General features: G+C 60.8%; 19 protein-coding genes. 2 read left to right on the forward strand and 17 right to left on the reverse strand.

The window, feature by feature from the left end; genetic code table 11:
- Positions 1–98: 98 nt before the first annotated feature.
- A complete protein-coding gene (locus ETC27_RS15365) occupies positions 99–1730 on the reverse strand; it encodes an NAD+ synthase (RefSeq protein WP_136255857.1) in 1632 nt (543 codons plus the stop codon).
- A 110-nt stretch (positions 1731–1840) separates the two neighbouring features.
- Between ETC27_RS15365 and ETC27_RS15370 the strand changes: the two genes are divergently transcribed.
- Positions 1841–2104, forward strand: a complete 264-nt coding sequence (locus tag ETC27_RS15370) for a PP0621 family protein (protein WP_136255858.1) — start codon at positions 1841–1843, stop codon at positions 2102–2104.
- 97 nt (positions 2105–2201) lie between these two features.
- Here ETC27_RS15370 and thiO read toward each other — a convergent pair whose 3' ends face one another.
- The gene (gene thiO, locus ETC27_RS15375) at positions 2202–3302 is read right to left on the reverse strand and encodes a glycine oxidase ThiO (RefSeq protein WP_136255859.1); all 1101 of its coding nucleotides are present in this window, start codon (positions 3300–3302) and stop codon (positions 2202–2204) included.
- Between the two features lie 122 nt (positions 3303–3424).
- Between thiO and ETC27_RS15380 the strand changes: the two genes are divergently transcribed.
- Complete coding sequence (locus tag ETC27_RS15380; protein ID WP_136255951.1) at positions 3425–3949, forward strand: GspH/FimT family pseudopilin; 525 nt, start codon at positions 3425–3427, stop codon at positions 3947–3949.
- Here the strand turns inward: ETC27_RS15380 and ETC27_RS15385 are convergent.
- The 15 genes from ETC27_RS15385 to cgtA all read right to left on the reverse strand — a co-directional run bounded on the left by ETC27_RS15385 (position 3946) and on the right by cgtA (position 21190).
- Positions 3946–4371, reverse strand: coding sequence for a type IV pilin protein (locus ETC27_RS15385; protein ID WP_136255860.1), 426 nt, complete (start codon positions 4369–4371; stop codon positions 3946–3948). The two genes, ETC27_RS15380 and ETC27_RS15385, sit on opposite strands and share 4 nt — an antisense overlap.
- Positions 4372–4380: 9 nt before the next feature.
- Complete coding sequence (locus tag ETC27_RS15390) at positions 4381–7809, reverse strand: pilus assembly protein (RefSeq protein ID WP_136255861.1); 3429 nt, start codon at positions 7807–7809, stop codon at positions 4381–4383.
- Positions 7810–7819: 10 nt separating this feature from the next.
- Complete coding sequence (locus ETC27_RS15395) at positions 7820–8239, reverse strand: pilus assembly PilX family protein (RefSeq protein ID WP_205742753.1); 420 nt, start codon at positions 8237–8239, stop codon at positions 7820–7822.
- A gap of 47 nt (positions 8240–8286) precedes the next feature.
- The gene (locus ETC27_RS15400) at positions 8287–9288 is read right to left on the reverse strand and encodes a PilW family protein (protein WP_168709080.1); all 1002 of its coding nucleotides are present in this window, start codon (positions 9286–9288) and stop codon (positions 8287–8289) included.
- Positions 9285–9695, reverse strand: a complete 411-nt coding sequence (gene pilV, locus ETC27_RS15405) for a type IV pilus modification protein PilV (RefSeq protein WP_136255864.1) — start codon at positions 9693–9695, stop codon at positions 9285–9287. The genes ETC27_RS15400 and pilV overlap by 4 nt, the downstream gene beginning before the upstream one ends.
- On the reverse strand, positions 9692–10159 hold the full coding sequence (locus ETC27_RS15410; protein WP_136255865.1) for a GspH/FimT family pseudopilin: 468 nt from the start codon (positions 10157–10159) through the stop codon (positions 9692–9694). Before ETC27_RS15410 ends, pilV begins: the two co-directional genes overlap by 4 nt.
- Before the next feature lie 173 nt (positions 10160–10332).
- Positions 10333–11286, reverse strand: coding sequence for a 4-hydroxy-3-methylbut-2-enyl diphosphate reductase (gene ispH, locus ETC27_RS15415; RefSeq protein ID WP_136255866.1), 954 nt, complete (start codon positions 11284–11286; stop codon positions 10333–10335).
- Between the two features lie 75 nt (positions 11287–11361).
- On the reverse strand, positions 11362–11808 hold the full coding sequence (gene fkpB, locus ETC27_RS15420; protein ID WP_136255867.1) for an FKBP-type peptidyl-prolyl cis-trans isomerase: 447 nt from the start codon (positions 11806–11808) through the stop codon (positions 11362–11364).
- A 13-nt stretch (positions 11809–11821) separates the two neighbouring features.
- Entirely contained in the window at positions 11822–12307 is a 486-nt protein-coding gene (gene lspA, locus ETC27_RS15425) for a signal peptidase II (protein WP_240724950.1), read from the reverse strand.
- Between the two features lie 67 nt (positions 12308–12374).
- Positions 12375–15209, reverse strand: coding sequence for an isoleucine--tRNA ligase (gene ileS / locus ETC27_RS15430; protein WP_205742754.1), 2835 nt, complete (start codon positions 15207–15209; stop codon positions 12375–12377).
- Between the two features lie 10 nt (positions 15210–15219).
- Positions 15220–16326, reverse strand: coding sequence for a bifunctional riboflavin kinase/FAD synthetase (gene ribF / locus ETC27_RS15435; RefSeq protein WP_136255870.1), 1107 nt, complete (start codon positions 16324–16326; stop codon positions 15220–15222).
- A gap of 143 nt (positions 16327–16469) precedes the next feature.
- Positions 16470–18056, reverse strand: coding sequence for a murein biosynthesis integral membrane protein MurJ (gene murJ, locus ETC27_RS15440; RefSeq protein WP_276605707.1), 1587 nt, complete (start codon positions 18054–18056; stop codon positions 16470–16472).
- A 218-nt stretch (positions 18057–18274) separates the two neighbouring features.
- Positions 18275–18541 (reverse strand): 30S ribosomal protein S20, encoded by a 267-nt coding sequence (gene rpsT / locus ETC27_RS15445; protein ID WP_136255871.1) that lies wholly within the window; start codon positions 18539–18541, stop codon positions 18275–18277.
- 258 nt (positions 18542–18799) lie between these two features.
- Positions 18800–19939: a glutamate 5-kinase gene (proB, locus tag ETC27_RS15450; protein WP_136255872.1), complete on the reverse strand. Its 1140-nt coding sequence runs from the start codon at positions 19937–19939 to the stop codon at positions 18800–18802.
- Positions 19940–19999: 60 nt separating this feature from the next.
- Positions 20000–21190: an Obg family GTPase CgtA gene (cgtA, locus tag ETC27_RS15455; RefSeq protein ID WP_136255873.1), complete on the reverse strand. Its 1191-nt coding sequence runs from the start codon at positions 21188–21190 to the stop codon at positions 20000–20002.
- Positions 21191–21225 lie beyond the last annotated feature (35 nt).

Below are 21225 nucleotides of genomic sequence, written 5' to 3' on the forward strand. Positions count from 1 at the left end.
AAACGCCCCGCCGGCAGAGCCGACGGGGCGTTTTTATCGACGAGCCTCGGCTTCGAGCGCTACAACACAAGTACGCGTTGCCCGGACGACCATCAACACTAGTCGCCCGGCTGCCAGCCATTGACGATCGGATAGCGACGGTCACGACCGAAACCACGCGGCGTGACACGCACGCCCACCGGCGCCTGACGGCGCTTGTATTCGCAACGATCGACCAGCTTGACCACCTGATAGACGTCATCGCGCGCATAACCTGCCTCGATGATCGCCTCGGCACTCATGTCACCCTCGATATAGCGCGCCAGGATAGCGTCCAGGGTGTCGTAACCCGGCAGCGAGTCGCTGTCCTGCTGATCCGGCGCCAGCTCGGCTGACGGCGGCCGCTCGATCACCCGCTCAGGAATCGCCGGCTCCTGAGCGTTGCGCCAACGCGCCAGGCGGTAGACCCAGGTCTTGTAGACGTCTTTCAGGGCGTTGTAACCGCCGACCATGTCGCCGTAGAGCGTGGCGTAGCCGACCGCCATCTCGCTCTTGTTGCCGGTGGTCAGCACCATCAGGCCTTTCTTGTTGGAGATCGCCATCAGCAGCACACCACGACAGCGCGACTGCAGGTTCTCTTCGGTGGTATCGCGCTCGGTGCCGGCGAAACTCTCCTGCAGTGTCTCCATGAAGCTTTCGACCATCGGCGCAATGGGCATCACTTCATAGCTGACGCCAAGCAGCTTGGCCTGTTCGGCGGCATCGGCCTTGGAGATATCCGCCGTGTAGTGATACGGCATCATCACCGCATGAACTCGCTCTGGGCCAAGGGCATCCACTGCGATGGCAAGCGTCAGCGCCGAGTCGATGCCACCCGACAGGCCGATTACCACGCCCTTGAATCCGCTCTTGTTGACGTAATCACGGACACCGGTCACCAGCGCGCAATAGAGATTTTCTTCGGGGTCGGGCAGCGGCTCGCATTCACCCTCCTGCGGTACCCAGTGCGTCTGCTCACGCAGAAACTGCACCGGCATCAGCCCCACCGCCCAGTGGGGCGCCTGAACCTTCAGCTGACCCTCAGCACCGAAGCAGGCCGAGCCGCCGTCGAACACCAGTTCATCCTGGCCGCCCACCTGGTTCACATACACCAGCGGGCGCTGAGCCTCGGCGGCACGCTCACTCAGCAGTTCAAGGCGTTCAGCGGGCTTGTCCTTATGGTAGGGCGAGGAATTGATGGTAACCAGAATCTCTGCACCCGCCTCGCATGCCTGGCGCACCGGCTCGGTCTTCCAGACATCCTCGCAGATAAGGATGCCGAGCTTCGCCCCCTGATGCTCAATGACCAGCGGCGTTGTGCCGGGGCTGAAGTAGCGCTGCTCATCGAACACCAGATAGTTGGGCAGTGCTTGCTTGGCATACTCATCGAGCCATACGCCGTTATACAGCAGCCCTGCGAGGTTATAGGTGTGTCCCTCGCGGCGTCCGGGGTAACCAATAATCACCAGCACATCACCGGCGACTTTGGCCGCCATGTGTGCGCGGGCTTCTCGCAGGCGCGTCTCCATGGAAGGGCGCAGCAGCAGATCCTCCGGCGGATAGCCGGTCAAAAACAGTTCGGGGAATACCACGATATCCGCGCCGTGCTCGATGCGCGCTTCGCGCACGGCTTCAATGGCGCGCTCGGCATTGCCGGGAATATCGCCGACCAAAGGGTCGAATTGGGCCATCACCAGCGTCAAGTCTTGCATGGTCGGGGAAATCTCTCGAAACTCTCGGATAACCGCATTGTCCCGCATGGCCGCCCGAGTAGCAAAACACGAAGCCTTCTCACGCGGCCCAACCTGGGAGTCATAAAAGGATGAACCTGTTGATCATTCGCCTGATCATTTTCGCTGTGGTGTTCTGGGCCGGCTTAAAGCTCTACCGCATGTACCGCGACTGGAAGCTCGAACGCGAGGAATGGCAGCGTACTGAAGGGCGCCAGGATGGCGGTCATATGGTGCGTTGCATCTATTGCCAGGTGCACTTGCCAGAAGACGAGGCCCTACGCGAGCAGGGCCAATGGTTCTGCGGCACGCCCCACCGCGATAAGTACCTCGCCGAGCAGCAGCCCTCCGAATAAAGGGCTATGACGGTTGAAGGGCGATCATCACGGGAGGGCTCTTTTCACCCAGGAGCCCTCCCCTTAACTCTTTTCCTTTCCACCACGCGCCCGCTTCCTATTCGCCAAGGCGGCCTTCCAACCGGTACGGGGCCGGGTCGAGGATAGGCTCGCGGCCCAACAGCTCATCGACCAACAAGCGCGAAGAGGCCGGTGCCAATACCAAGCCGTTGCGATAGTGGCCGGCATTGACCCACAGGTTTTCAACGCCCGGCACCGCACCGGTGAATGGAATGCCTTCCGGCGAGCCGGGGCGCAACCCGGCCCAATGATGCTCTACCTCACAGTCAACCAGTGCCGGCACGATCTGGGTGGCACTCTGCCACAAGGATTCGCGCGCCTCCTGGGTAGTGGCCTTGTCGAAGCCCGCCTCTTCGAGGGTCGACCCCGCCAGCACGCGACCATCGCCGCGGGGAATCACATAACGTCCGTCCATCAGCACTACCCGCTGGACAAGCCCGGGGGGCGCCTTGAAGAGAATCATCTGCCCCTTCACCGGACGCACCGGTAGCGTCACCTCGACGCTCTCCAATAGTTGAGCCGCCCAGGCACCGCCGCAGACGATCACCCGCTGCGCCGTCACAAGCTCCTCTTGCGTCCGAGCACCGACCACCGCGCCACTGGCGTCACGCTCAAGGCTGATGACTGCTTCATGCTCACGCAGCGTGACCGTCGGCATCGCCGCCAGTCTCGCCCGCAGCGCGCTGCCCAGGCGAGGGTTGCGAATACTGCCCAGTGTCGGCATCCACAGCGCCTGCTCGCAGCCGGGGGCGGCTGCCGGCTCCTTGGCATAGATCACCTCAGGCCCCACCCTCTCGAGCGGCTTTCCCGCCTCCCGGGCCCAGCCAAGTGCCTGCTCCTCATCTTCAACCCGCAGGTACAGGAGTCCCTTCTGGCGATACTCCGGGTCGATGCCGGTCTCCTCCAGAAGCCGCAAGCTGAGCTCCGGATAGAAGCCCTCGGACCAGCGCGACAAGCGCGACACCGGCGCGGCATGGCGCCAAGGATAAAGCGGCGAGACGATACCGCCCCCCGCCCAGGACGCCTCGCGGCCACACTCACCGCGCTCTACAAGGGTTACCGACTGGCCGGCATCAGCCAATTGCAGCGCCGTCATCATGCCGATGACGCCACCACCGATAATCAGGAAATCACTCACAATAAAATACGCTCTGGCTTACGACAGGTTTGGCTAGGGTAAAGGATTGTAGGAAGGGGTAAAGGAGTGCTCATCACGCAGTAGGCCATGACATATCTAACTCTCCAAGGAAGGAGGCGGACATGCACAGAAGAGAGGGTTCCCAACTGCATTTTTCAAGAGCTGGCTTCACCCTGATAGAGCTGCTGGTGACCCTTGCCGTGCTGACGATAATGCTTACCTGGGGCGTACCTAACTTCCAGCGACTCATGGAGCAGCTCTCGATTGATACTGGCATCAGTCGCCTGCAGCGAGCGATTGCGCTAACCAGAAACACCGCCATAAGCCAGCAGCGAAGGTTAACGCTCTGCCCCAGCGCTAATAACAAGCAGTGCAGCCCCAACTGGGATCTGCCATTACTGATACTTGTGGGCAATGTGGATGGGGATGCACTCGAAGGTGCTGAAGTACTGAAGGTAATTGCTGGCGGCGATCTTGAGCGCGTTAACTTCCGCAATGGCTATCGCTGGCTACGCATCGGCTCGAGTGGCTGGCCTCGAGGATACAACGGCACATTCACGCTATGTGGCCAGAAAGCCTCCGCAACACTCGTAATGAGCGCTACCGGGCGCCTTAGAGTCGGCCCGCCAGGAGACTGCAGCAGCTAGAAGCACTGGGCAACAGTCCCAGACTTCGAAGAAATAGACGTTTGTCCTGTCTGATCGAGTGACAGCGTGCCACATTCCGCATCAGGCGCCTGCGGTCCTTTCGGGGTCGCCTCAATCTCAAACGTCTGCGCCGTGGGCTCCTTGTCGGCGAAAGCAAGCGTGTAGCGATTGGCATTATCCAACTCACTGACGCACTCAGCACTCGGCAACGGCTGTGTATCGTTCCTGTAGCTAAAGGTCTCTGTGTAACGGCGCTCCATGCCCTGAGCCAACTCACTGAGACAGGCTGCTGCCCGGGTTCGCCATGTATCGGTTACGTACCTCTGATAAGAGGGATACGCGATACTGGCCAGGATGGCGATGATCGCGACCGCAATCATCAGCTCGATCAACGTAAAACCGCGCTGCCGACCACTGTGCATATATAGCTCCTAGGGTTCAAAAATCTGACGCCACGACTGACGACCGGATGCCGCACCCGAGACGCCAGTGCGCTGCGTGCCGCCAACACTACCTATGGTGCCCGCCAGAACGCCTTGGCCGGTTTCTGGATCACGCACAACGACTTGAGACTCCCCGTTACCCAACTTGATGCCCGTCACGACCTTCTTCGGGTCGCCATTGGCATCAGCGAGATTGTCGCCACTGTCGACCTTGCCATCACCGTTAGTATCGAAGAAGGCTGTGGTGCCACTCCCACCGGTTTCGAGACGTAAACTGTAAACATAACCGTCGACCCCGGCAGTACATTGGCCAAACAAAGGTCTTAGCGTCGAAAATAGCGCACGCTTATGATAGATACCCGCCGGCAATGTCGGCTGGGAGACCAGCCTCTCTCCGGCTGGCAGGTCGATGTACCAGCCCTGCTGAGTCGATCCGACAAGATTATTACTGCCGGTACGTACCTCTTGCCCGTCACTTGTCTTGTCGATAGAGAGAATTTGGGGAGCCAGGGTCGGGGTGGGGGCGCTGGCGCTAACCGCTGTAAGATTCTCATCACTTCTATCCAGTAATCCGTAAAGACGCTGTATGTTTGTATCATTGCGATCGTCAACGAACTGGAAACTGCCCGTACCAAACAACACGACCAATGCTCCAGAATCACCAGGTTTGAACTCTAGCTGCGCAGGAGCGGTAATGGGCTGACTGGCTTGGCCCTCCAGAAGTCTTTGCGGACTACTCGACAAATCGGATAAATCAAAGCGCCACATATTCCCCTGCAGATCACCTGCATAGGCATATTGGCTCAAGCCATTGTAAGCAGGCCAGCGCGTAGCAGTAGGCGGCGCCAGTCCATTAGGGCTGTCAGCCCCTCCGACGCCAGTATCCAAGCGCTTTAGCACCTCGCCAGTTTGCAAATCGACGGCGAACATTACCGCCTGCTGGGCCTCGCTGTTATAGCCATTGCCAAACAGCGCCACCCAGCGGGGCTTCCCTTTATAGCTAATCTGGGAGATTGAAGGTTGAGTCACCCCCTCACCAAGCGCCGCGTCAGAGAACTCCCACAGCACGTCATCCGCACTCATGTTTTCAGGGTCGGACACATCAAGCGCGAATACGGTGCGCCCACCGGCACCCATCGTGCCCACCACAACCGCATCCGGACCACCTTCTATATCAACGTTGCGTGCGACCGGTGAGCCATCGACAAAGTATCGGTGAGTGTAATCGGGGTTCATCAGTGACTCTAGCGGCGCCTTATTTCCTCGCCGGTTGTTGACTAACTCGCCGGGAAGGTACGCGAAAAGTTCTTTCCCTGTCTCGGCGGAAAAACCGTGCAACATGCCATCGTTGGCACCGACGAAAACCATTCCAGCGCGATCGCTACCATCTGGAGGCGTCAGCAGGAAGGGGGCGCTGTTAACGATATCCCCAAGTAGGTTGGGCGCTTCTTGACCGTCGGGGATACGGCCGCGCAAGCCATCGACCGACTCGCCTTTCAGCCAGCGGATTTGGTCTGCGCTAAGATCGCTGCTGACGGTACTCAGCGTTTGACCACTTTCGCCCTTCCAGGTCAGAAGCAGACGGTCGCCCGGTGACTGTTCGCGCAACCTGAGCTCGGCATCCCACTCAAGGTCACGCGCACCACCGGGGAGTAACTGATAGCCCTTGAGCTCACCCGACCAATCGGTGCTGCGAAACCCGGCTGAGAAGAGCTGTGTATCAGGCCCAATGGTGTCACTACTGACTGCCACGGGCACGACGGAAGCCTCCTGTCGAGACACGATCGTCCCCAGCACGGTATTCAATCCCTCGACAAAAGCCTGAGGGTTGGAGGCATTGAAGAAACCACCATGGCCGTTAATTGACGCATGCAGCAGGTCATCCAGGCGTGCCCGGTTTGCCGTATCCGAATCACGGCTGTTGAAATCACTGGCACTTGGCCAATCAACGCTCGCTCCGCTTTTAACCGCCTGCCAAGCGCTATCCGGGTCAATAGATCCCGCCACACCGAACCCTACCCCAAAGGTGGTCATATGCTGCCAGAAAGCAGGATCCTGGGCGTTGACAGGTACATCATTGGCAAGCTCATTTCTCTTATCCCCCCTAAGGTCTCTTTTCCAATAGTGCATCGCCACGTCGGCAAGCGTTGATGACACATCATCGGCATAGGGAGCTGTGGCAGGATATCTGTACGTTTGGCCGTCAGGCCCTTCAACAGAGGGGCCTTGTGTACCATCGGCATTATTAATACCCGGGGGGTTATTACCACTCCAGTAGCCATCAGACATCAGTAGCGAATAGTTCGCTCGACAGGACTGGAAATCACGGGACTGGTCCGAACTGGGATCATCACGCCAAGGCTCATCATGATTTTCGAAGTAGCTGCCGCTACGCTGAAGCCCTCGGCGAAGAGGTGTTCCCTCGGCGGGAACTTCATGGGTATAGAGTTCATCGAAAAAGCCACTACGTCCTTCTCCCTTAAAGACACGTACGCCTTTCGAAACATCACCCTGAATGACGTTGCCGTTGCTATTGATGGTGTCAAAACCGACTCGTATCGTTTCACCCAGTTGTGAGAATGCCTCGCCGATGCCTGCCCGAGCCGCCAGGGTTCTCGAACGATAGTAGCTATACCAGTTGGCGAAATTCTGCATTTCTTCGTCATAGGTACAGCTCGGTATATTGGCTGAAGCATTGGCACAATCGCTGCGATTTTCGCGACCTTCTCCGTCAAAAGACCCACGTCCGGAGCGAATTTCCACCCGGCGATAGTTTTCAATATCACCATAGCCACCACCCGTGTAGGTATAATAAGTCGCCGGGTAGAAGGTCACTTCAGCATCCTGGTAATAGCAGCCAAACCATCTACAGACAACCTCTCTACCCGGAGTCGTTTCACAGCCCTCTGGTCCCGCCTCGTTAATATTATCGCAATCGCCGACCCAACCATCTGCCGACTGCGTATTTTCAAAGGTAAGGTTACGTCCACCACGGTATGGGCTGCTGGGGTTATGGTAGGCATTGATGGGGTTAGCCTGCTGCATTCTAGATCCATCAGCACGAAACCAAGGCTGATAGGTCACGGCCGGGTTATAATAAAGCGCATTGACTTGCGGCGAGCGACTATAGGCATTGTAGGCATCGTCCTGATCGAAATTCGGCACGATATTAGAATAACTTCCCGACCCATAGATGCCACTTGGGCGTGGGTATATAAAGCGTGCCGACTCGGCAATGTTTGACTCTGGCATATTTTCAAAGCGCATGGAGCCAGAGTCATCAATGATGAACATCAAGTTCGGATCGACTCTGGCGCCCGCTGAAAGTGGTGCCCGTGCCAGGTCTGCGGCCTGGGCGAACTGCACTCCCCCTGCTAAAATCAGCAGCAGGGTGCCAAGCAAAGACTGCATGCGCATAACTAAGCCTTTAATTATCAGGAATATACCAACTCTGTATCACCACTCGGCTATTCGGTGAACCACCATAGCCAACCGCATTAATCTGATAAATAGGATGCGAGTTATTGCCGTCATCACCCTCTCCAGCCTGGCCTGCTAGACCTGGGGGATGCCATATATGGTATCGAGGACTACGGCTTAACCGTGAGTCATTTACCGATATCGTCTCCAAAGACCCATCGTCCTCATCCCACTGGGTTTCCTGGATATCTTCACCACTATTTGCCTTCTCTTCCGCTGCTTTCAAGGCGGCCTCTGCTGCCTGAAAAGCCATAGCATGATCTCGCTGGTTTGAGACCATACGCTCCTGGAGCGTGGCATCCTGGACAGAAGATACCGCCAGCAAACTTAGCAACAGAAGAAAAATTAGCGACACAATCAGTGCCATCCCTTGCTGCCGGAGAGGTAACTGAAGACGAGGACGTATCGCTAACATCACTTTATCCCCTCCGCCAAACGATTTCGAAGGGCAACCGTTGTTGTAAAACGTTGATAAAGCCGGCGATCACCGTCACCGGCCTCGAAATCGAAATCGTCGAACAGTTCCTCCTTGGCGGGATTTTGAAGCACATTGGCCTCTGATGAGCGCAGCAGGAGACTGACGCGTACAGCGGTGATGTCCTGCCAGTCGTCGCTGGATGGCGCTTCTACATAACTCCCGTCTACTAAAAACCGCAGCTCCATATCCACTACCGGGCTCGCCAATGTCTCTCGACCACCAGTCACCAAATCAAAGCGCATAAGACCTGGTTCGCCACGCGTTGTGTCTTCACCAATGTAATAGATGCTGCCTTGCGGAGACCCTATCCAAGTATTTTGCTTACTAAAGGCATGCGTAAAAGGGTCAGGAGCGGACAATTTATTATCTTCGGTGGTCTGGACGATTTCGCAGTTATTTTTTTCGATAAAGGCCAGAAGATCTTCACTGTTCATCTCATCCTGATTATCCAGCTTTACGTTTTGGTCTCCGGCCTTGATGCCGTCAGGATCAATGAGCTTTTGACCGGCAGGGGCGGCCGCGTGATGAATCAGTAACAGATTGCCTTGTTGATAATTCTTGGCGCTTATTTGTGAGGTATAGGCATCGTTACCTCGGCTTTCCCAGCCACCGACCGCATCGAAGCGATCTTTCGGAAACAGCTTGTCGGCCATGCCATCTTTAAGGTTCAGCACCAAGCCAACGCCTGACCCTATGTCACCCTGGCAGGCCGGCGCATAACCGGCATGACGGAGGTCTCGCTGAAAGACATCCAGTAAAAACCGACCGTTTTCCTGAACCTCTGAGATGGCATTCTGTAACCGATAGGTACGCTGATTGGCACTGAATAATTGATAAACGCCTGCCGTGATCACCAACGCCAGCACCATCACTATCATCAGCTCAATCAAGTTCGCACCACGCTGGCGCGACAGCCTCGCATAGTGGACATCTTTCATGGACGCACCCATGTCTCGAAGCGTTGCTGGTTGCCGCCCAGGCTTGGGGATGAGGACCATGCAACGGTGATGACGACTTCATCACCGTTGACGACCACGCTGCCATCACCGCTCGGCAGAGTGAACGCGATATCATCCAGCCAATCGGCCAGGTCACGTTTAGCAAGACTGCCGCTGCTGGGCGCGCCATCACCCAGCGCAATGGCATAGTCGCCCAACTGGCCTTCATTGGCCCGCACCCGATCACCCAGGTCATAGGCGAGGCTTGCGGCCTGGCTACGCAAGTAGGCATCTCGGTCCAGGGAGAGAGAGCGTGTCTGCAAGGCGACCATGCCTAGGATGCCGATCCCGAGCACCAGTAGCGCGATCAGCACCTCTATCAGCGAAACGCCGGCTTGACGCGTCATGGGCAAGTATCCACTGCTGTTATTGAACCACTAGGGGCAACCTGCAGCGTCTGACTCTGCCCATCAACACTCAACGTCAGGCAGCGACTACTGGCGCCAGTTGGCCGGCCAAACGAGTTGAAGATGATGGGCGCGCCAGTCACGATGTTGACGCCTTCATCTCGAACCGGATGGCGCCGGATCACCGTCCCTTGAGTTTTAGCCGTCACCAGTTGCCAGCCACTACTCCAGTCATTTCCGCACTTGCCGAGGCCACATAATGTCAGGGAGTGATTACGCTTGATGGCCTCGCTGCGGGCGAGGCGCAGCGTAGCGTTGAGATTATTGGTCAAAGTGGTTAACCGGCTGTCGTTCACCAGCCCGGAAAAGTTGGGCACCGCTACTGTGGCGATGATGACGATCAACGCCATCGTCACCAGCAACTCGATTAGTGTAAAGCCTGACTGCTCTCCTGCCTTTGCCATGCGCGTCACTCGCAAGCATCCCCCACTGAAACATCATGCGTCTAATACCAGTATGTATCAGGATGCCATGCGGCGTCATATTCGCACGCAAGTCTGGGCACAAAAAAACCGGGCCTGAGCCCGGTTCCTGTTGGTCACCGCCTGCCTGGTTCGCCAGGCGAGATAACGACGACCTACTCGCTGACGATGACCTGTTCGCGCAGTTCCTTGGGCATGGAGAAGGTGATGGTCTCCTCGCGGCCGACGAGTTCCTGCGGTGCCTCGGCGCCCAACGCCTGCAAGCGTTCGATCACGCCATTGACCAGTACCTCGGGGGCGCTGGCACCGGCAGTGATACCGATCTGGTCGACGCCTTCGAGCCAGTCGGCCTCGATCTGCTCGGCGTCATCAATCAGGTAGGCCGGAGTACCGACCCGCTCGGAGAGCTCACGCAGGCGATTGGAGTTGGAACTGTTGGGGCTACCGACCACCAGCACCAGCTGACTGCCGGCGGCGAGTTCACGCACGGCGTCCTGGCGGTTCTGGGTGGCGTAGCAGATATCGTCCTTGCGCGGGCCTTCTATCTCGGGGAACTTGGCGCGCAGCGCATCGATCACCCGGGCGGTGTCATCCATCGACAGCGTGGTTTGGGTGACGAAAGACAGACGGCTCGGGTCCTTGACCTCGAGGGCTGCCACATCGGCCTCGTCCTCGACCAGGTAGATGGCGCCGCCATAGCTTGTATCGTAGCGCCCCATGGTGCCTTCCACTTCGGGATGCCCCTGGTGACCGATCAGGATGCATTCCTGGCCGTGGCGCGCATAGCGCAACACTTCCATGTGCACCTTGGTGACCAACGGGCAGGTGGCGTCGAAGATCCGCAGGCCGCGCTGCTCCGCTTCTTCCTGCACCGCACGGGAGACCCCGTGGGCCGAGAAGATCACGATCACGTCATCGGGCACTTCATGGAGTTCCTCGACGAAGATCGCCCCACGCTCGCGCAGGGTGTCGACCACGAAGCGGTTATGAACCACCTCGTGGCGGACGTAGATGGGCGCGCCAAAGACATCGAGGGCGCGATTGACGATCTCGATGGCACGGTCGACGCCGGCGCAGAAACCGCGCGGGTTGGCCAACTGGATATGCATGGTTGCCTAGCCTTGATGCCCGCGGGCATCGCTTGCGAAAAGAAGCGACCCGGGCCTCGCCCGGGCTAGCAGCGTTCAGTGGGTGGTCGCGGGGGCGACCTTGATCACTTCGACCTCAAAGGTCAGCGTTCGTCCGGCCAGCGGGTGATTGAAATCCACCTTGACCTGCTCACCGTCGATATCGGCGATCACGCCGGGGAGCTCACCACCGGCGGCGTCGGCAAACGACATCACCGTGCCGACTTCGGGCACTTCGCCCTCGAAGTCATCACGCTTCATCAACTGCACGTTCTGCGGGTTGTGCTGGCCGAAGGCATGCTCCGGGGTGATCTCGTAGCTGCCGGCGTCGCCGTCGCTGAGGCCGGTCAACGGTGCTTCGAAGCCCGGCGGCAGGTTGCCATCGCCGACCTGGAAGGTTGCCGGCGCCTTGTCGCGGGTGGAATCCACCTCTGTGCCGTCCTCGAGCTTGAGCGTGAAGTGCAGGGTCACTTCCATGCCCTCGTCGATGCGATAGTCGCTCATTTGCTTGGCTCCGTCAGGAACTGGCTCGCCCACGGCGGGCGTCGCACAGGGATTCGATGATCAGGCCGATAGCCCCCAGGGTAATGGCGACATCGGCCAAGTTGAAGGCCGGAAAGTAGGCTTGGCCCCAGTGAAACGACAGGAAGTCGACCACGTAGCCATGCACCAGCCGGTCGTAGAGATTGCCCAAGGCACCGCCGATAATCATTGCCAGCGACACGGCCAACAGCGTCTCACCAGCGCGCAGCCGGCGCATCCAGATCGTGAGGCCGACGCTGGCCCCGATGGCGATAGCGGCGAACAGCCACCGCTGCCAACCGGCGTGTCCCGCCAGAAAACTGAAGGCGGCACCGGTGTTATGCAAGAGCGTCAGGTTGAAGACCGGCAACACCTCCACCGGCCGAGCGTAGGCGAGCCACGCCGTGGCCAGCATCTTGCTGCCAAGGTCGGCGACGATCACCGCAAGCGACAGCCACAGCCAGCGCAGCGGACGCCTCATGGGCGGCGCGCTGTGCTGATCGGCGGTCGTCGTGGCTGATGACTCTTCAGGCGCAGATCGCTTCTGATCAGGCATAGTGGCGCATCTCGCCGGGACCGTCCGGCAGGTTGGAGATACAGCGACCGCAGAGGTCCGTGTGCTCAGGGTGACTGCCCACATCCGGGCGATGGTGCCAGCAGCGCTCGCACTTGGTGTGCTCGCTTTCTGCCACGCTGACCTTGAGGCCCTCGAGCTCGGTGGCCTCGGCGGCCGCGCCTTCGGAGAGCGGTGCCAGGTGCACGTCGCTGGTCAGGAGCACGAAGCGCAGCTCGTCGCCGAGCTTGGCAAGCGTCGCCTCAAGCGCCTCATCGACGTAAAGGGTCACCTCGGCAGCCAAACCATTCTTGATCTGCTTGGCGTTACGCGCATCTTCCAGACACTTGTTGACCGCTTGCTTGACCTCGAGCACCCGAGACCAGAAGTCGCGGCCAAGCGAGGCATCCTCGGGAAGCGTCGAAAGCCCCTCGAAGTAGGTCTCGAGCAGCACGCTATCGGCACGCTTGCCGGGAATGTTCTCGAAGATCTCCTCGGCAGTGAACGACAGGATCGGCGCGACCCAGCGCGAGAGCGCCTCGACCACCTGATAGAGCGCCGTCTGAGCACTGCGCCGGGCCAGGGAATCGCGCTGCGTGGTGTACTGGCGATCCTTGATCACATCCAGATAGAAGCCACCGAGTTCCAGCGAGCAGAAGGAGTGCACCTGCTGGTAGACATCGAGGAAGCGGTACTCGTCATAGGCCGTCTCGATGCGCGCCTGCAACTGGGCGGCGCGGTCGACGACCCACTGATCCAGCGCCAGCATGTCCTCAACGGCCACGGCGTCACGCTCGGGCTCGAAACCGTTGAGGTTGGCGAGCAGGAAGCGCGAGGTATTACGGATACGCCGGTAGACATCAGCGATACGCTTGAGGATCTCGTCAGAGACCGCCATCTCGCCGGAATAGTCAGTGGAGGCCACCCACAGGCGCAGAATGTCGGCGCCAAGCTTGTCCATGACCTCCTGGGGGGCGACCACGTTACCCACCGACTTGGACATCTTGCGGCCCTGGGCATCGACGGTGAAGCCATGGGTCAGCAGCTGACGATAAGGAGCATGACCGTCGATGGCACAGCCAGTCAGCAGCGAGGAATGAAACCAGCCGCGGTGCTGGTCCGAGCCCTCGAGGTACAGATCCGCCCGCGGGCCTACGCTGTGCCCCAGCTGGTGGGAATCGCGCAGCACATGCCAGTGGGTGGTGCCGGAGTCGAACCAGACGTCCAGGGTGTCGGAGACCTTCTCGTAGTCGGCCGCCTCGTCGCCAAGCAGCTCGGCAGGGTCGAGGTTGAACCAGGCATCGATGCCCTTGGCCTCGACACGCTGGGCAACCTCTTCCATCAGCTCGACGGTGCGCGGGTGCAGCTCACCGCTCTGCTTGTGCAGGAAGAACGGGATCGGCACGCCCCAGTTGCGCTGGCGGGAAATGCACCAGTCCGGGCGGTTGGCGATCATCGAATGCAGGCGCGCCTTGCCCCAGGCCGGCACGAACTGTGTCTGCTCGATGCCTTCCAGCGCCGCTTCACGCAGGGAGCGGCCATCGCGGGCGGTGACGTCCATGCCGACGAACCACTGCGCCGTGGCGCGATAGATGATCGGCGTCTTGTGGCGCCAGCAGTGCATGTAGCTGTGAGAGATGGTCTTGTGCGCCATCAGCGCACCGGCCTCACTCAGGGCGGTGACGATCTTGGGGTTGGCCTTCCAGATCATCATGCCACCGAACAGCGGCAGGTCGTCGACATAAATGCCATCGCCCTGCACCGGGCTGATGAAATCATCGAATTCCAGGCCATAGGCACGGCAGGTATTGAAGTCGTCCACGCCGTGCGTCGGCGAGGAGTGCACGATGCCGGTACTGCCCTCGTCGCAGGTCACATAGTCGGCCAGATGTACCGTCGAGGCACGTTCGTATAGCGGATGACGGAACTCGATCAGATCAAGCGCCTCACCGCGGGTGGTGGCGATGACATCACCCGTCAGCCCGAAGCGCTCGAGGCAGCTTTCGACCAGATCCTCGGCGAGCAGCAAAAGGCGCTCCCCCACATCGACCAGGGCGTAGTTGAATTCCGGATGGACGTTGAGCGCCTGGTTGGCGGGGATGGTCCAGGGCGTGGTGGTCCAGATCACCACGGCGGCGGGCTTGGCAAGCTCGTCGAGACCGAAGGCGGCGGCCAGCTTGGCATCATCGCCACTCGGGAAGGCCACGTCGATCGCCTCGGACTTCTTGTCGGCGTACTCCACCTCGGCCTCGGCCAGCGCCGAGCCACAATCGAAGCACCAGTTGACGGGCTTCAGGCCCTTGAAGACATAGCCCCCCTTGACCATCTCCGCCAGGGCACGGATTTCGCCGGCCTCGTTGGCGAAATCCATGGTGCGGTAGGGGTTGTCCCAGTCGCCGATCACGCCCAGACGCACGAAGTCCTTGAGCTGGCCCTGGATCTGCTCGCCGGCATAGTCGCGGCATAACTCACGAGCCCGCTGCGGTTCCAGACGCTTGCCATGGGTGGTCTCGATCTTGTGTTCGATGGGCAGGCCATGGCAATCCCAGCCCGGCACATAGGGTGCATCGAAGCCAGCCAGGCTCTTCGACTTGACGACGATGTCCTTGAGGATCTTGTTGACGGCGTGGCCAATGTGAATGCTGCCGTTGGCATACGGAGGACCATCGTGAAGCACGAAGCTCTCACGGCCGCGGCGCGCCTCACGCAGGCGCTGGTAGAGATCCATTTCCTGCCAGCGAGCGACCCGGGCAGGCTCTCGCTTGGGCAGCATCCCGCGCATCGGGAAGTCGGTCTCGGGCAGATTCAGTGTGTGCTTGTAATCGCTCATAGCCTTGGGGTCAGCCGTCATCTTGGTCGGTAGGGGCCGGGCCCACCGAGGAGTCAGAAGTCGCGGCTTCGCGCGCCAGCGGCGCCGATGCCAGAGGAAGTGCAGTAGAAAGTGCCGTAGCGGGTACGCTTGAAGATGCCGTGTCCTGCCGCGCTCCGCCTTGCTGGGTGCTCGCGCCGTCCTGGGCGAAGTGCTCGGCAAAGAAACGCCGCGCCTGAGCCTGATCGATCTTGATCTGTTCCTTCAGCGGTTCAAGGCCGTTGAACTTGATCTCACCACGCAGCCGGGCGCAGGGATAGACCCGCAGCCGCTGGCCATAGAGATCCTCGTTCACATCGAACAGATGCACTTCAAGCACCGGTCGAGTGCTGCCCACCGTCGGGCGCCAGCCGATATTGGCCACCCCAGGCAGGCAGCGGCCATCCGAGAGCTCCGTGACGACCGCATAGACACCGCGCAGCGCCAATGGCTGTGGCAGCAGTGGCACATTGGCCGTGGGAACGCCGATGGTACGACCCAGTTGCTGATCGACGATCACGCGCCCGGCTAGCCGATAAGGCCGCCCCAGCATGCGGGCTGCCTGCGCGAAGTTGCCACTCGCCAGCAGGGTGCGTATATGGGTGCTGGAGACACGTTCACCTTCAAGCAGGAAGGTGCGGGTATGCTCGACGCCGAAGCCGCACTCTTCCCCCACCTTGGCCAGCAAGGTGAAGTCACCATCGCGCTCGCGGCCAAAGCGGAAGTCATCCCCCACCACCAGGTGGCGCACGCCCAGGCCTGCGACGAGGGTGCGGTCGATGAACTGCCGCGCCGTCAGGCTGCGCAGCGCATCATTGAACGGCAGGCACAGCACCTGATCGACACCGTGATCGGCGAGCAACCGGACCTTGTCGCGCAGCCGGGTAAGCCGCGGCGGGGCCTGTTCGCCGGCGAAAAACTCGCGCGGCTGCGGCTCGAACACGACCACCGTGACCGGCAGCCCCAGCTTGGCGGCGCGCTCGCGCAACTGATCGAGGATCGCCTGATGGCCGCGGTGAACGCCATCGAAATTGCCGATGGTGGCCACGCAGCCCTGGGATGCCTGCGGCAGGTTGTGTAGTCCTCGAATCACTCGCATGCGTATCTCGCGCGCCAAGTAAAAGGTTCGATTATAACGGCCAGGCCGTCTGCCGCCTATCCATCGCGGCGGACACCCGGTCGCCAACCGGTCGACTGCTTGTCATGCCAACACGCGCCACCATGTCATTCTTCGTTCAAGCGCTAGCCGTTCAAACGAAAGTGTCGAAGCCGGACACCTAGCGCCGCCAGCCAGGCGAAGTAGGCAAGGGCCCCGCCGGCTACCAGTGCGCCAAGGGTAGCCACACGTAGCCATAGCCCCCAGCCCAGCCAGACCTGCCAATTGGGCGCCAGCAGATAAAGGCCGAGCCCCATCACCGCACAGCCGCCGCCCAGCTGCAGCGCATAGCGCCCCCAGCCAGGCTGGAACACCAGCACCCCCTCGCGGCGCAGCCCCAGTGCCAGCAGTCCGGCATTGAGGAAGGCCGAAAGTGCCGTGGCAAGCGCCAAGCCGGCATGGGCCAGTGGCCAGATCAGCAGCAGGTTGAAGCCCATGTTGGCGACCATCGCGATAATGCCGATCTTGACCGGTGTCTTGGTGTCCTGTCGGGCGAAGAAGCCCGGCGCCAGCACTTTAATCAGCATGAAGGCCACCAGACCCAGGGCATAGGCCCGCAGGCTCATGGCTGCCATGGCGATGTCATGATCGGTCATGGCGCCATAGTGAAACAGCGTGATCAACAGCGGCTCGGCGAGCACGCCAAGGGCCAGCGCCGCCGGCATGCCCAGCAGCAACACCGCGCGCAGCGCCCAGTCGAGCATCTTGGCAAAGTGTTCGCTGGACTGTTCGGCGTGGCGCTTGGAAAGCGCCGGCAAAATCACCGTACCGATGGCGATACCGAAGACCCCTAGCGGCAGCTCGACCAAACGGTCGGAGTAATAGAGCCAGGACACACTACCCGCCGCCAACAGGGAGGCCAGCACGGTATCCAGCAGCAGGTTGATCTGGGAAACCGACACCCCGAACAGTGCCGGCGCCATCAGGCGCAGCACCCGCCGCACCCCCTCATGGGCGAATGACGGCCAAGGCTTGGGCATGAGTCCCAGCCGCACCAGGAACGGCACCTGAAAGACAAGCTGCGCGACACCCGCGATCAACACGCCCCAGGCCAGCGCCATGGCCGGGGCTTCCATCAGTGGCGTCAGCAGCAGCGCCGCGCCGATCAACGACAGGTTGAGCAGTACCGGGGTAAAGGCCGGCACCGCGAAGCGGTTCCAGGTGTTGAGCACACTGCCGGAAAAGGCCGTCAGCGAGATCAGCAGCAGATACGGAAAGGTCAACTGCAGCATGTCGGCGGTCAGCGCCAGCTTGGCCGGGTCGCGACCAAACCCCGGCGCGAACACCCATACCAGCCAAGGCGCGGCGAGCATGGCAAGCGCCGTGATCAGCGCCAGCACCACCGTCAGGCTGCCGGCCACCGCATCGAGCAGCTCACGCACCTCCTCGCGCGTACGCCGGGTAGCGTACTCGGACAACACCGGCACGAAGGCCTGGTTGAAGGCGCCCTCGGCAAACAGCCGGCGCAGGAAGTTAGGAATCTTGAAGGCGACGAAGAAGGCATCGGCGCCACTGCCAGCGCCCAACAGCGCGGCGATGACTACATCGCGTGCTAGCCCCAGCACTCTCGACAACATGGTCATGACACTGACCACCAGCCCCGAACGCAACAGGCCGGCGCGAGCGACGGCCTTGCCAGCCGCGGAGGGTGTTGGGGAGTCTTGCTGAGACACGCGCGATCGCCCTTCTGTGTTCGAGCACCTACCCGGTGAACGCCATGTTCACTTGGTCTGCCTACTGGCTTCGATGCTTGGCGGTAAGAGGCTTGGCCATGAAACGGCCACTCACAAAAGCGTCAGCCATAAAAAAACCGGCCGAAGCCGGTTTTTCCCTGAGGGCAAGAGGCCTTACGCGCATTGCGCGCCGGCCAGTCCCTAGGTCAGCGTCCGGCTTACGCAGCCAGCGCCTTAATTCGCTTGTTCAGGCGGCTCTTGATGCGAGCGGCCTTCTTCTTGGACAGCGCGTCCTTGTCAGCGATGCGGTCGATGACCGGCTGAGCGGTCTTGAACTCTGCCATTGCCTGGCTGTGATCGCCGCTTTGGATCGCCTTGATGATGCGCTTGACGTAAGTACGCACCATGGAGCGCTGACTGGCCTTGTGTACGCGACGCGCTTCGGACTGAAGAGCGCGCTTACGAGCTTGCTTAGAGTTTGCCACCGTTATCTCCTTGGAGAATCATTACCGGATTTGCCGGCAACGCTATGTAAATGTTTGACCCTGCTGGGAAAATTACACAATTCCCAACCGGTTTGGCCGTAAACGTCAACGGGCCGTGTCTGAGAGGATGGCATAGTCTAGCATGCCATCCTCGGCCTTGCTACAGGCCCCACCGCCTCTGGGCCGAGCTCCCCTAGCAAGTACCTATCTGGCACCCCTGGCCGGGCGCCTCTAGCCGAGCGCCCCTGGCCGGGCGCCTCAAATCACCACCAGGTTATCGCGGTGGATCAACTCGGGCGCCTCCATATAGCCGAGCAGCCCCTCGATCTGGTTGCTTGGCTTACCGAGAATGCGCGCGGCATCCTCGGCGCCGTAGTTGATCAAGCCCTTGGCGATGCGCACCCCATGCTCATCGACGCACTCCACCATGTCGCCGCGCACGAAATCGCCGGAAAGGGTCTTGACGCCCACCGGCAGCAGGCTCGAGCCGCGCTCACGGAGTACCGTGACGGCCCCCGCATCCAGGGTCAGCCGGCCACGCACCTGCAGCTGCCCCGCCAGCCAGCGCTTGCGGGCAGCGATCGGTGCCTGCTCCGGACGCAGCAGGGTGCCCAACCGCTCGCCATCGATCAGCCGCGTCAGCACGTCTGGCTGACGGCCACTGGCAATCGCCGTCACCGCACCGGAGCGGGCCGCAAGACGCGCCGCCCGCACCTTGGTCGTCATGCCGCCCCGACCAAGCACGCCGCCACCGCCAGCCATCGCCGCCAGGCGCGCATCGTCGGCACGCGCCTCGGGAATCAGACTTGCCTGCGGGTTATGGCGTGGATCGGCATCGAAGAGCCCCTCCTGATCGGTCAGGATGATCAGCGCATCGGCCTCCAGCAGGTTAGCGACCAGCGCCCCCAGGGTATCGTTATCACCAAAGCGGATCTCGTCGGTGACCACGGTGTCGTTCTCATTGACCACCGGCACCACCCTCAACTGCACTAGGGTGCGCAGCGCCGAACGGGCATTCAGGTAGCGCTTGCGGTTGGACAAATCGTCATGGGTGAGCAGGATCTGCGCCGTCAGCACGTCATGGCGAGCGAAGTGGCTCTCGTAGCATTCGGTCAGCACGTTCTGGCCCACCGCCGCCGCCGCCTGCAGGGCATGTACGGCACTGGGCCGCGATTGCCAGCCCAGACGCACCATGCCGGCGGCCACGGCGCCTGACGATACCAGCACCACTTCAATGCCGCGGCGATGCAACTCGGCGACCTGGTCGACCCAGCCACCAATCGCCGGCTCATCAAGGCCGCGACCGTCGTTGGTCAACAGGGCACTGCCGATCTTCACGACCACCCGCCGCGCACCTGCCAGGGCTTCACGCCCCGGCGCCTGCTCACTGCCCGTCATCCCCTGCACTCCCGGTAAACCATCGCCCGATCCGTCATCACCCCGCCAGACCTCGACACATCAGGGCGCGTATTCGACCTCGACATCGTAATCATCGTCGTCGAAATCATCATCATCGTCGTCGCCGAAGGTCTTGCGCTTGCGGCCCAGCCGCGCTTCGGTGCGCGCGACTGACTCGCGCTCCATGCGCTCGCGCATCTCGCGCTCGTGTTCGGCAACGGCCTCGTCTTCATTCTCGAGGCGACGCTGTTCGGTCAGCCAGCGATACACCGCTTGCACCAGCGGGTCACAGCCATCGCTTGAGATGGCCGAGACACGAAACACCGGCCCCTGCCAACCAAGACGCTCGACAATGGCATTGGCCACGGCCTCGCGTTCATCTTCGGGCAGCAGGTCGAACTTGTTGAGCACCAGCCAGCGCGGCCGCTCGGAGAGCGCCTGGGAGAAGGTCTCGAGCTCATGCACGATCGCCTCGGCGGACTCGACCGGGTCGGTCTCGTCGAACGGCGCCACATCGACCACATGCAGCAGCAGACGTGTGCGCGTCAAATGCTTGAGGAAGCGCAGCCCCAGACCTGCCCCGTCGGAGGCACCCTCGATCAGCCCCGGCACATCAGCCATCACGAAATGCTGATGCTGGCCGAGCTTCACGACGCCGAGATTCGGCACCAGGGTCGTGAACGGGTAGTTGGCGACCTTGGGCTTGGCCGCCGACACCGCGCGAATCAGCGTCGACTTGCCGGCGTTGGGCATGCCCAGCAGACCGACATCCGCCATCACCTTCATTTCCAGGCGCAGGTTGCGACGCTCACCGTCGGTGCCTGGCGTGGTGCGGCGTGGCGCCCGATTGGTCGACGACTTGAAATGGATGTTACCCAGCCCGCGTCGGCCACCCTGAGCCACCAGCACGACCTGACCGATCTCGGTGACATCGGCGATCACCTCGAGGGTATCCTCGTCGATCACCGTCGTGCCTACCGGCACCTTGACGTGCAGGTCCTCGCCGGCGCGGCCACTCATCTGCCGCCCCTGTCCGGGCCGGCCGTTCTCGGACTTGTAGAAGCGCTGGTACTTGAAGTCGATCAGGGTATTGAGGGCATCGTCACCGATCAGGTAGACACACCCGCCATGACCGCCATCGCCGCCATCCGGGCCACCCTTGGGCACGTACTTCTCGCGCCGGAAGCTCAGGCAGCCGTTGCCGCCGTTGCCGGCTTCAACGATGATCGAGGCTTCGTCGAGGAACTGCATCTGTCACTCTCCTGACGGGATATTACCGTCATGAT

Origin of the sequence: Onishia niordana, from assembly GCF_004798965.1 — a bacterium.
Taxonomy (GTDB): Bacteria; Pseudomonadota; Gammaproteobacteria; order Pseudomonadales; family Halomonadaceae; genus Onishia; species Onishia niordana.